We start from the raw sequence: 12,187 nt of genomic DNA, 5'->3' as shown, positions 1-12,187 counted from the left end.
GCCTACCCCAGTTTCTACATCTATGAAATACATGCTTCGTAGCCTGCTGCTGCTGTTGCTGGCAGTAGCCCCGGCGCTTTCCTTTGCCCAGGCCGGGCGCACCGAGCGGCTCAGTCAGCTGGAAAACGCCCGCATTGCCTACCTCACCGATAAGATTTCCCTGACCCAGGACCAGGCCCAGAAGTTCTGGCCCGTGTACAACGACTTCACCACCAAGCGTCGCGACCTAAACCGCCGCATGCGCCAGCTACGCCTCGCCAACCCCGAAGCCCTTACCGATCAGCAGATTCGGGAAAACCTGACCCAGTCCCTGGACCTGCGCCAGCAGGAGGTGAAGCTGGAAAAAGACTACTTTGAGAAGTTTCAGAAGGTGCTCAGCATCCGGCAGGTAGGCCTGCTTTTCGCCGCTGAGCGTGACTTTACCCGTGAAGTTATCAAGCGCGTAGCCGACCGGCGCGGGGGCCGGGCCCCAGCCACCCGCGACGATGATTAACGTTCTGCCTTCCTTTCCCGCGCGCGAAAAGCGGCTGCTCCGGCAGCCGCTTTTTTATGCCCGCTCCGGCCCGATGCCTTTGGCAGCGGATTGGGGCCGCCTCAAGTGAGTGCCGCCCTTATCCCTACCCCGGGCGGGGCCGCAAACCCCGGCTGCCGCCGTACCTTTGCGGCCCCGAAGTTGTTATTACCAGTATGCTTACTCCCCGCCAGCTTTTTCTGCGCCATCAGGCCCAAACCTCCGACTTTCCGCTGCTCCTGGAAATTGAGCGCGCCGAGGGCGTGTATATGTACGACGCTGAAGGCCAGCGCTACCTTGATTTGATTTCCGGCATCGGGGTCAGCAACGTGGGTCACCGCCACCCGCAGGTACTCCAGGCTATTCAGGATCAACTGGATAAATACCTGCACCTGATGGTATATGGCGAGGTAGTGCAGGCCCCACCGGCCCAACTCGCCGAAGCCCTGCACCAAACCCTGCCCGCCCACCTCGACAACGTGTACTTCACTAACTCCGGTACCGAGGCGGTAGAAGGTGCCCTCAAGCTGGCCAAACGCCACACCGGCCGCACCGGTCTGCTTTCCAGCTACAATGCCTACCACGGCTCCACCCACGGGGCCCTCAGCATCACGGGCTCCGAGGGTTTCAAGAATTCCTTCCGGCCCCTGCTGCCCGACGTGCGCCACTTCCGCCACAACAACTTCGAGGACCTGCAGCTGATTAACGAGCACACGGCCGCCGTGGTCATTGAAACGGTGCAGGGTGAGGCCGGTGTGCGGGTGCCCGCGCCGGGCTACCTGCCGGCCCTGCGTCAGCGCTGCACCGAGGTAGGGGCCCTGCTGATCCTCGATGAAATTCAGTGCGGCTTTGGTCGCACAGGCACATTCTGGGCCTTCGAGCAGTTCGGCATCGAGCCCGATATTCTGCTCACGGCCAAGGGCATGGGCGGCGGCATGCCCATCGGGGCGTTTATTTCCTCCCAGGAAATTATGTCGGGCTTCAAGACGCGCCCGATTCTGGGGCACTGCACCACGTTTGGGGGGCACCCGGTATCCTGCGCGGCCTCGCTGGCTACGCTGCGCACTATTCAGGAGGAAAACCTGCTGGCCGGGGTAGCCGAAAAAGCGGCCCGCTTCCGCCGGCAGCTGGTGCACCCGGCCATCCGGGAAGTGCGCAACCAGGGCCTGCTGATGGCCGTGGAGTTCGAGTCGTTCGAGGTGCTCAAGTCCATCATCGACCACGCCCTCTGGCAAGAGCGCATCCTCACCGACTGGTTTTTGTTCTGCGACAATTCCCTGCGCATTGCCCCGCCCCTGACCATCACCTTCGAGCAGATTGATGAGGCCTGCGCCGCCCTGCTGCGGGCCGTGGAGGCGGTAGTAAACCAAAGCGCGGGCTAGTAGCGCGAAAATCCGTTTCGCGACGAGCGGGTCGATTTTCTACGCAGATGCGCTACCCGGCGCGGTACCGGATACTCGCCAGCAGCTCTTCGGGAAACGGATTGCCGCGCTACGGCCAGCCTAGCTTTCCAGAAAGGTCTGGGTGTCTTCTTTGATCTGCTCGCGGGGGAAGCCGTCTTTCACGCCCTGAGAAATACGGCGAACCAGCACGGCTACTACGTCTTTGCGGAAGCCCAGCTTTTCGGCCATGTCCACGCAGAAATCCATTTCCGTGTCGTCCACTACCCCATCGGCCAGCATCATGTCCACAAGGTCAAAAATCTGGTCGAACCGCTCGGAGTCGTTCTCGGGGATGACGAGGTGAATGGTGCTGGCATTTCCCACAATGGAGCGTACCTCGTCGGGGCGCATGCCATTTTTGCGGCCCACGGCCACGATAAAATTCATTTCCCGCTCGTCGAGGTGGCCATCAGCTTTGGCCAGGGCCACCAGGTTCATCAGGTGGCTTTTGACTTTTCTGGTCTGCTCGTTTTCAAAAAAACCAAACATACGGGCGGGCATTAGGTGGGGTAGAACAGCCGGGCGGGCGGTGGCCAGGAAGCGGCAGCCGGTTGCGGAAGTTAACCACCCGCCGTGCAGTACGCAATAGGCCGATACGCAGGCGGTGAAAAAACAGTCGTCGGGTGGGGCGCTATTTTATCTTTTACGAAAGCAAAGGCTGTAGTTTCCGGCGGGATTTACCACCTTTGCCCGACCCGGCCTCGTCGGGTTTTTGTTTGAGTACGGAAGAGCGAGTATATGATGAAACGCATTGCAGTTTTCACCAGCGGCGGCGACGCGCCCGGCATGAACGCGGCCATTCGTGCCGTGGTGCGCACGGCCGTGTACCACGGTATTGAGGTTTATGGCATCATGCGCGGCTACAGCGGTATGATTAAGGGCGAGTTCGTAAAGCTGGATTCGGCCTCCGTGGCCAATACCATCCAGAAGGGCGGTACCATCCTGAAATCGGCGCGCAGCCAGAAGTTTGTAACCAAGGAGGGCCGCCAGCAGGCCTTCGACCAGCTGGTGAACCACGGCATTGATGGGCTGGTGGCCATTGGCGGCAACGGCACCTTCACCGGGGCCATGATTTTCGAGCAGGAGTTCGGCATCCCGACGGTAGGCATTCCCGGCACCATCGACAACGACCTTTACGGCACCGACTACACCATCGGATACGATACGGCCGTGAACACGGCCCTGGAGGCCATCGACAAAATCCGCGACACGGCCGACTCCCACGACCGGTGCTTCTTCGTGGAAGTAATGGGCCGCGACTCGGGCTACATTGCCATTCCGTGCGCCATTGGTGGCGGGGCCGAAATTGTGATGGTTCCGGAAACGCAGATGTCAACGGAAGCCGTTATTGACAGCCTGAAAACCAGCTGGCAGCGCTCCAAAACCTCGTTTCTGGTAGTAGTGGCTGAGGGCGAGGAAGAAGGCAATGTGCACGCCGTGGCCCAGCAGGTAAAAACGGCCATTCCGGAGCTGGATACCCGCGTTACCATCATCGGCCACATTCAGCGGGGCGGCGCCCCTTCGGCCTCTGACCGCATGCTGGCCTCGCAAATCGGCATTGCCGCCGTGGAGGGCCTCATGAACGGCATGCGCAACGTGATGGCCGGCATCGTGGACCGCAAGCTGGTGTACACGCCCTTCGTGGATACCATTCACAAAAAGAAGATGATCAACCAGAGCTTCATGCGCATGGTGGAAATCCTGAGCGTATAGAGAGTAACTGAGCATCAGAGTAACGTGCTGTCATGGCGAGGGTATCGAAGCCATCCTTCCTCTCCTCCTGTGACAAACCCGATAAATAGATTAAGCCCTTGACGCTACTATACGTCAAGGGCTTATCACGTTTCAAGGGGGTAGCAGGTTGGTCAGGAAGGATGGCTTCGGTACCCTCGCCATGGCACTTCCCTCAGCTACTCAGTTACTCTTTGCACCTCTTCCGGATGAAACCACTGGTAGTCCGGGTCGCGGCGGAGCCAGGTGAGCTGGCGCTTGGCGTAGCGGCGGGAGTTGCGCTTGAGCAGGCGCACGGCTTCGGCGTAGTCGTAGTGGCCCTCGAAATACGCGAACAGCTCCTGATAGCCTACCGTCTGGAGGGCATTGTGGTGGCGGTGGGGGTAGAGGCGGCGGGCTTCCTCCTCCAGTCCGGCGGCCAGCATGAGGTCCATGCGCTCATCAATGCGCTGATAAAGCTCCTCCCGCTCGCGGGTTAGGGCAATTTTCACCGTTCGGAAGGGCCGTTCAGCCGCCTTCCCGCCGTGAAAGGAGCTGAATGGCTGCCCGGTTCCCCGGCTGATTTCCAGGGCCCGCAACACCCGCTGAGGGTTTTGACGGTCGAGGCGGGCGTAGGCAACGGGGTCGAGGCGGGCGAGTTCGGCCACCAGAGGTTCCAGGCCGTGGGCTTCCAGCTCGGTACGCAGCTGCTGACGCACCTCGGGCGGCACGGCCGGCAGCTCGTCGAGGCCTTCGGTAACGGCCTGCAGGTACAGCCCCGAGCCGCCCGTGAGGATAACCACCCGGTGCCGCTGAAACAGCTGAGTTAGCAGGGCCAGCGCATCCTGCTCGAAGCGCCCGGCATTATACTCCTCGGAAATACTGTGGGAGTTGATGAAGTGATGGGGCACGCCCTGCATTTCTGCAGGGGTAGGCTTGGCCGTGCCGATGTTCAGCTCCCGGAAAAACTGCCGCGAGTCAGCCGATACGATTTCGGTGCCCAGCTGCCGGGCCAGGCGCACGCACAACTCCGTTTTACCTACGGCTGTGGGTCCGGTAATCACCAGTAGCGTAGGTTGGGTAGCGGCGGCAAGTTCAGCAAGCATGTAAAAAGGTGATGAGGTGAATAGTGACAGGTGACAGGTGAAAAGTAAGAGGTGAGAAGGGAGGAGGTGAGTGATGGCGGGTGAGAAGCATATTTCTAATGAGCGGGGACGCAGCCGGAGTCAAAATATCTATACCTCTGACTAACTCAATTATGCCCCCCTCCCCGGTAAGAGAAGGCCGGGAGAGGGCCCCCACCAGAACGCCCCGGGCAGTAGCCTTCGCACGCCAGTTTACCTGTCACTCACTATTTACTTGTCACCTCATCGCCTTCTCCCCTCCTACCACTTCCTGGTACAACGCCAGCAGCCGGGCTTCTTCCTGCTGCCAGTTGAGCTCCAGGCGGGCGTGGCGGCAGCTTTCGGCGAGGCGGTGGTAGTGGGCGGCGTCGCCGCCGGGCAGCAGGCGGTTGAGGGCCGCAGCCAGGGTAGCGGGCTGCAGGTCGGCCACCAGGTCGGCTATGGGGTACTGCTCGGTTAGCGCCCGGTACTCCGGAAAGTCGATGACTACCTGCGGAATACCAGCGTGTAGGTAGTCAAAAAACTTGTTGGCCAAGGAATAATAATAGCTTAGGCCCTGGTTTTCGAGTAGCATGACGCCCACGGTGGCCTGCAGGGTCAGCTCCCGGAGGGCAGCGGGCAGTACGTACCCCCGAAACTCTACCTGCCCGCTCTGGAGTAGGCCCAGCTCGGCGGCCCGCGTCCGGAGCGCCCCCGACAAGTCACCTTCCCCGCAGAGCACCAGCCGCCCGTTTACGTGGGGCATGGCTTCCAGCAGCTGCTCCAGCCCCCGGCCCACGTTCAGGGCTCCCTGGTACAGAATAAACCCGTTTTCCGGGGCCGCCATCGGGGCGGGTGGTAGCGGCGCCTCAGACAGGCGGCTGATGTTGCGCACCACCGCGAACGGCCGACCGTAGCGCTGCTCTAGCAGGCGGGCCAGCGCCGGCCCCACTGTGTAGGCCCGGGTAGCCCGCGGCACAATAAACCCCTCTACCCGCCGCCATAGGCCCTGCACCCGGGGGCGGGCCACTACCTCCGGGGTTTCGGTGAACAGCTCGTGGGCATCATAAAGAAAAGGCTGCCCACCCAGGCGGGCCCGCAGCCACACGGGCAGGGCCGTATCCAGGTCGATGGCGCACCAGGCGGCAGCACGGCGGCCCAGCAGGTAGCCCAGCAGGCGTAGGTTGTACTCCAGGTAAAACAGCTTGCCCCGCCGGAAGTGGCAGTGCAGACGGTGCTGCTGGTAGGGCTGGGGCGTGAGCGGCTCCGAGGCGGCCCACTGCCGGCCCACCAGCAGCACCTGGTAGCCCGCCCGGGCCAGGGAACCGCAGATGCGCTGCATCCGTTGGTCATAATTTAAATCCGTAGTAACGGTGAAAACCAGACGAAGCGGCACAGTTGAAGGCAAGGTCCTGGGTGAAAAAAGGCAGTAGTTTCAGGAATTGTCGCAAATTTAAGAACTTCATTCAGTGCCGGCCTGTGGCCGGATTGCTCCCGCGCATCCTCCTTATTCCATGAATACACTTTCGAGTACCTCGGCGGCGGCTCCCTCTCAGGGGTCCGGCCTGTCGGCCGACGTGTATCGGGCTTTGTTCGAAGAATCGTTCGATGGCCTGTTGCTATATGATTCCGCGGGCGCATTGCTCGACTGCAACCAGCGGGCAGTGCACTACCTGGGTACTACCCGGCCCATACTGTTGGGAGCCGGGCTTATGGCCTTTTCCCTGAGCCCTGACCCTACCCCGGCCAACCAGCTTGCCTCCGCCGAGCAGCTGCAGGAGCAGGTGGCGCGCTGCCTGCAAACCGGCGAGCGGGCCTCTCTGCGCTGGAGCGGCCGCCACACCAATGGCTCCGCCCTGGAGGCTTGGGCTACCCTAAGCCGCCTGGGCGCCAATGGCTCCTGGCTGGTGTTGCTGACGCTGCGCGATGTGGCCCCGTACGTAGAAGCTCCCCCCGCAGCATCTAGTCGGCGACGCGAAGCTTCGGGCGTGCAGCTGGCTGATTTTTCGCGCGGGCAGTTCCGCGACGTACTCAGCCGGGCGGGCATGTGCTACCTGCTCCTGGACCGTGAAGCCCGGATTCAGGATATCAATGAGTACTTCTGCGAGGTAACTGGCCGCCCGGCCTCTACCCTCTACGGCAAGGAGTATTTCGCTTTGTTTGCGCCCGATACGGAGCAGGAACCCCGCCGCTTTGCCTTCCAGCGCGCTATCGAGGATGAGCAGCTCCAGGATTTCTTTGAACGCTCCCTGCTGACGGTTTCCGGGCAGGGCCGCACCTTTTTCTGGCACTCGGAGTTTGAGCGCGACACCCAGGGCGCTATTACGGGCATCCTGTTCGTGGGCCGCGACATCACCGACAAGCAGGTGGCCGTGCGCGCCCTCACCGATAACCGCAACCGCCTCCAGGACTTTTTCGACAATGCCCACGACCTGATTCAGAACCTGAGCATTGACAACCGGTTCCTGTTCGTGAACAAGGCCTGGAAGGAAAAGCTGGGCTACGACGACCACGACCTGCCCCAGCTGAGCCTCTCGGATGTGGTGCACCCCTACTATAAGGCCAAGCTGCTCTACCAGCTGCGCAACCTGTATAAGGGCGAGAAAGTCAACAAGCTGGAAACCGTATTCCTGACCAAATCGGGCAAGCCGGTGCACCTGATCGGCTCCATTAGCTGCTCCTGGCAGGATGGAGAGCCGGTGAGCACCCGCGCCATTCTGCACGACATCACCGACCGCATCAAGGCCGAGCGTCTGCAGAAGGTGTACTACAGCATTGCCAACCTGGCCATCAGCTCCAAGGATTTGCACTCCCTCTACGGAGCCATTCACCGGGAGCTGAGCAAGATCATTGAAACCAACAACTTCTACATTGCCCTCTGCGACGAGGCCCGGACCCAGTTGCAGTTTGCCTACTTCGTGGACCAGAATGCCCAGGGTGACCAGAGCATGATGGCGCGGCCCTTCTCCTCGGGCATCTCGGAGTACATCATCCGGACGGGGCGGCCCCAGTACCTGCTGCGCGACGACCTGCAGGAACTGATCCAGAGTGGCACCATCACGGCCTACGGGCTGATGCCGGAGGTCATGCTCTGCTCGCCCCTCAGCATTGGGGAGCGCATCATTGGGGTGATTGCCGTGCAGGACTACCAAAAAGCCGACGCCTATACCGCCGCCGACATTGAGATTCTGCACTTTATTTCCAACCAGGTAGCCCTGGCCATTGAGCGCAAGCGCAACGAGGTTCAGATTCAGAAGCAGAATGCCCGCCTGAACGCCATTTTTGAGAGCGGCTCCCACCTGATGTGGTCCGTGGATACGCACTCCCGCCTCTCGTCGTTTAACCGCAACTACGCCGCCTACTTCCTGCGCCGCAACGGCGTGTACCCAGCCCTGAACGTGAACCTGTGGCAGGCCGACGTGGCCCTGATGGAGGAAGAAGCCCGCCGCGCCTTCATTGAAAACTACCGCAAGGCCTTCCAGGGACACCCGCAGCGCTTCGAGGTGCGCCTGCGCGACGCCCGCGGCCAGGACACTTGGCGCGAGATCTACCTCAACCCTATTTACCTCGACGACGGCTCCTTCGAGGAAATTTCGGGCATTGCCCACGACATTACCGATAAGAAACGCTCCCAGCTGGAGCTGGCCGCTCAGGAAGAGAAGTTCCGGGCCATTTTCGAGTCGTTCCAGGACGTGTATTACCGCACCGACGACGAAGGCACCCTGACGCTGCTGAGCCCCTCCGTGCGCGACATTCTGGGCTACACCCCAGAGGAAGCCCTGGGCCACTACATCGGCGAGTTTTACATGTATCCGCAGCAGCGGATATCTCTGCTGGAGAGCGTGCAGCAGAACGGGCTGGCCCGCAACTTCGAAATTGCCATGCGCCACAAGGCCGGCCACGCCGTGAGCGTGCTGGTAAACGCCCGGCAGGTAGGCGACGGGGCCGGCGGGGGCACCGAGGGCATTGCCCGCGACATTACGGAGCTCAAGCAGATGCAGGACGACCTGCGCCAGGCCAAGGAAGCGGCCGAGCAGGCCCTGGAGGCCAAAACCCTGTTCCTGGCCAACATGAGCCACGAGCTGCGCACGCCCATGAACGGCATCATCGGCATGATTGACCTGCTGCACCAGACCGTAGCCTCCGAGGAGCAGGAAGAGTACGTGGATACCCTGCGTAAGTCGTCGGATGCGCTGTTGGCCATTCTCAACGACATTCTGGACTTGTCGAAAATTCAGGCCGGCAAGCTCCAGCTCAGCGAGTCAGGTATTGATCTGCACTATACCCTGGACAAGATTCACTCCCTGTTTGCCAACCGGGCCAACCAGAAGCATCTCACCTTCACCTACCACATCACCCCGCACACGCCGCGCTTCATCATTACCGATGAAACCCGCCTGCTCCAGATCCTGAGCAACCTCACCTCCAACGCCATTAAATTCACGTCTTCGGGCACGGTAAGCATCATTGTATCCTCCACGGTGACGGATGGCGAGGAGCATACCCTGCGCTTTGCGGTGCAGGATTCGGGCATTGGTATATCAGAGGAAAACGAAAAGCTGCTCTTCACCAACTTCACCCAGCTTGATACTACCCCCACTAAGGCGTTCGGGGGAACGGGCCTGGGCCTAGCCATCAGCAAGCAGCTGGCTGAGCTGCTGGGAGGCGAAATCGGGGTGTATTCCAACGTCGGCGACGGCTCTACGTTCTGGTTTACCATCCGCTGCCAGGTAGCCCTCAACGAGGAGCAGATTGTGCAGGAGCGCCTCACGGCCCGCGAGCGGCCCCAGGAGGTAGTCCGCTTCGAGTCGGCCCCGCGGGTGCTGCTCGTCGATGATAACCCCATCAACCAGAAGGTAGCTACCCGCCTGCTCGATAAGCTGGGCTGCGACATTGTGGTGGCCTCCGATGGGTTTGAGGCCATTAGCCGGGCCACAGCCCCTAAAGCCCACTACGACCTGATTTTCATGGACATTCAGATGCCGGAGATGGATGGCGTCACAGCCATGCAGGAAATCCGGCAGCGCCTGGGAGCGGCCAGCCCGCCCATCGTGGCCATGACGGCCTACTCCATGAAGGAGGATGCCGAGCGGTTTGTGCAGCAGGGCATGGACGACTACGTCTCAAAACCGGTGAAAAGCCAGGACCTGTACGCCATTCTGCGCCGCTGGACCACCGGGCGGGCTGCTCCCGAGGCCGGCACGGCCGCCGGGGTAGTGGCGGAAGAAACTGCCCCGGCTACTCCGCCGCCCATCGACCTGGAAATTGTGGAGCAGCTGCGCCAGCTGGGGGGAGGCGAGTTCGCGGCCCAGCTCTACCAGGACTTCGAGGTGGAAGCCGAACAAGTGCTGCAGGAAGCGGGCGCGTTCGTCGAGGCTGGCCAGTACGAGCAGATTTTGCCACATTTGCACCAGCTTAAGGGCACGGGCTTCACGTTGGGGATTCAGGAAATGGCAGAATGTGTCAAAGCACTAGAACATGAGTTGAAAAACGGTCGTACGGAAAACACACCGGCGGAATTTCAACGTCTGCTTGATTACTTTGCACAATTCAAGGCCGCCTACCCTTCCTTAACCCAGGCACTGTAGCCGACCCTGGCCCGGGAATTTTCCGGGCCAGCCCCTGAAAACGAACTTACAACTCTCTCATCGCACTATCCAATCCTTCTCCCTCATGGCCGACTCTAAAACGATTCTGATTGCTGAGGACAGCTCCGTTATCCTGAACCTGACCAAGAAAATTCTGGAACTCCAGAAATACCGTATCGTATCGGCCAAAAATGGCGGCGAGGTCATCAAGCAGGTGGAAACTCAGCCCATCGACTGCGTCCTGATGGACATCAATATTCCTGTGAAAGATGGGATGGAATGCACCCGCGAAATCCGCCGCCACACCGATCCGCGCATTGCCAAAATTCCGGTTATTGCCATTACCGGCAACGCCAACAACTATTCCATGGAGCAGTTCCGGGAGGCCGGCGTAACCGACTACCTGCCCAAACCCCTCGACTTTGATGCTCTGGTGCGTGTGGTGAAGCAGTACATTGGTTAATTGATAGGGACTGGAAGACTTGAGGGTTTGGAGACTTGGTTGATGTTTAAACAGCCTTTTTGAGGTGTCGTTGAACGTTAACCAAGTTTCTAAGCCCTCAAGTCCCCCAGTCTCCATTTCTCATGGAAATCACCTTCCTTGGTACGGGCACGTCGCAGGGCGTGCCCGTTATTGGTTGCTCCTGTGTGGTCTGCCGCTCGGTGGACTACCGCGACAAGCGCCTGCGCGTGTCGGTGCACCTGCAGGTGCAGGGCAAGAGCATCATTATTGATTCGGGCCCTGACTTCCGGCAGCAGGCCCTGCGGGAGCACATCAACCATCTCGATGCGCTGGTGTTCACCCACGAGCACAAGGACCACACCGGCGGCCTCGACGACATTCGGGCTTATAATTTCCGCCAGCAGCAGGACATGCCCCTGTACGCTGAGCCGCGTGTGCTCGACCAGCTCCGGCGCGAGTACGAATACATCTTTGCCGAACACAAGTACCCTGGCATTCCGCAGGTGCAGGTGCACCCCATTCTCAGCGACACCGACAGTTTTTGGGTGGAAGGCGTGGAGTTTCAGCCTATCCGGGCCCTGCACTACAAGCTCCCAGTGCTGGGTTTTCGGGTGAAGAACTTCACCTACGTTACGGACGCCAACTACCTCAGCCCCGAGGCCCTGGAGCGCATGCGCGGCTCCGAGGTGATTGTGCTCAACGCCCTGCGCCACGAGCAGCACATTTCGCACTTCACCCTGCAGGAAGCCATTGATATTCTGGAGGACCTGGCCCCTACCCGCGCCTACCTCACCCACATCAGTCACCAGTTGGGCCGCCACCGCGAGATTGAAGCCGAGTTGCCTAGCTTTATCAAGCTGGCCTATGATGGGCTGCGCGTGACGGTGTAACCACGCCAAGCTGATATATCACGATGCAGCTTCTTTTGTTTTCTTGTCTGACCCTACACAGCTTGTTACCACCCGAAGCCGTACTAAAGCAGTTGCACAATGCTTCGGGGGTAGTAGATAAGAAGATACCTGCTGTTGACCCGCTGCAGCAACCGGACACGAAGTACAGATTTGCCTTCGAGGTAGCAACACCCGCGCTAAGCAAAACGCCTGGTACTCAAGTCCGGGGGCATATAGTAGCGACAAGCACCGGCAGCCGACTCTGGCTTTTCATGCGGGTGGCCTGGCAGTCATATATGGTTTTAGGGATTACACTAATCGTCTGTGGCAGCATGTTGTGGAGCGCAGTCCCGTTGTTGCTCAAGCCGGATAGCAGTACCCTAGATGTTGGCAACGTAGTATTGCCTCTGCTGATGGCCTTAGGCCTATATAGCCTCTTTCTACTGGGGTTCTGGCTGGAAACGCGGCGTGTTAGCCGGT

9 protein-coding genes are annotated in these 12,187 nt (G+C 60.2%); 6 read left to right on the top strand and 3 right to left on the bottom strand.

Annotated features, from left to right (window positions below; translation table 11 throughout):
- The first annotated feature begins 22 nt into the window (after positions 1-22).
- Positions 23-493, top strand: coding sequence for a hypothetical protein (locus FGZ14_RS02885; RefSeq protein ID WP_139921030.1), 471 nt, complete (start codon positions 23-25; stop codon positions 491-493).
- A gap of 194 nt (positions 494-687) precedes the next feature.
- A complete protein-coding gene (locus FGZ14_RS02880) occupies positions 688-1,893 on the top strand; it encodes an aspartate aminotransferase family protein (protein WP_139921028.1) in 1,206 nt (401 codons plus the stop codon).
- A gap of 120 nt (positions 1,894-2,013) precedes the next feature.
- Here FGZ14_RS02880 and FGZ14_RS02875 read toward each other — a convergent pair whose 3' ends face one another.
- Positions 2,014-2,442: a TerB family tellurite resistance protein gene (locus FGZ14_RS02875; protein WP_139921026.1), complete on the bottom strand. Its 429-nt coding sequence runs from the start codon at positions 2,440-2,442 to the stop codon at positions 2,014-2,016.
- A 252-nt stretch (positions 2,443-2,694) separates the two neighbouring features.
- On the opposite strand from FGZ14_RS02875, the gene pfkA reads away from it, so the two are divergent.
- Positions 2,695-3,666, top strand: a complete 972-nt coding sequence (gene pfkA, locus FGZ14_RS02870; RefSeq protein ID WP_139921023.1) for a 6-phosphofructokinase — start codon at positions 2,695-2,697, stop codon at positions 3,664-3,666.
- 197 nt (positions 3,667-3,863) lie between these two features.
- Here the strand turns inward: pfkA and miaA are convergent, their stop codons facing one another.
- Entirely contained in the window at positions 3,864-4,769 is a 906-nt protein-coding gene (gene miaA / locus FGZ14_RS02865; protein ID WP_139921021.1) for a tRNA (adenosine(37)-N6)-dimethylallyltransferase MiaA, read from the bottom strand.
- 256 nt (positions 4,770-5,025) lie between these two features.
- A complete protein-coding gene (locus tag FGZ14_RS02860) occupies positions 5,026-6,162 on the bottom strand; it encodes a glycosyltransferase (RefSeq protein ID WP_139921019.1) in 1,137 nt (378 codons plus the stop codon).
- Between the two features lie 118 nt (positions 6,163-6,280).
- Here FGZ14_RS02860 and FGZ14_RS02855 point away from each other — a divergent pair, with 118 nt between their 5' ends.
- The 3 genes from FGZ14_RS02855 to FGZ14_RS02845 all read left to right on the top strand — a co-directional run bounded on the left by FGZ14_RS02855 (position 6,281) and on the right by FGZ14_RS02845 (position 11,707).
- On the top strand, positions 6,281-10,354 hold the full coding sequence (locus tag FGZ14_RS02855; RefSeq protein ID WP_139921017.1) for a PAS domain S-box protein: 4,074 nt from the start codon (positions 6,281-6,283) through the stop codon (positions 10,352-10,354).
- 85 nt (positions 10,355-10,439) lie between these two features.
- Positions 10,440-10,817 carry a response regulator gene (locus FGZ14_RS02850; RefSeq protein ID WP_139921015.1) on the top strand — a complete coding sequence of 126 codons (378 nt, stop codon included), beginning with the start codon at positions 10,440-10,442 and terminating at the stop codon, positions 10,815-10,817.
- Between the two features lie 122 nt (positions 10,818-10,939).
- Positions 10,940-11,707: an MBL fold metallo-hydrolase gene (locus tag FGZ14_RS02845; RefSeq protein ID WP_139921013.1), complete on the top strand. Its 768-nt coding sequence runs from the start codon at positions 10,940-10,942 to the stop codon at positions 11,705-11,707.
- Positions 11,708-12,187 lie beyond the last annotated feature (480 nt).

Origin of the sequence: Hymenobacter sp. DG01 (assembly GCF_006352025.1) — a bacterium.
Taxonomy (GTDB): Bacteria; Bacteroidota; Bacteroidia; order Cytophagales; family Hymenobacteraceae; genus Hymenobacter.
Note: the sequence above shows the minus strand (reverse complement) of the source record. Positions and strands in the feature narration are given on the sequence as shown.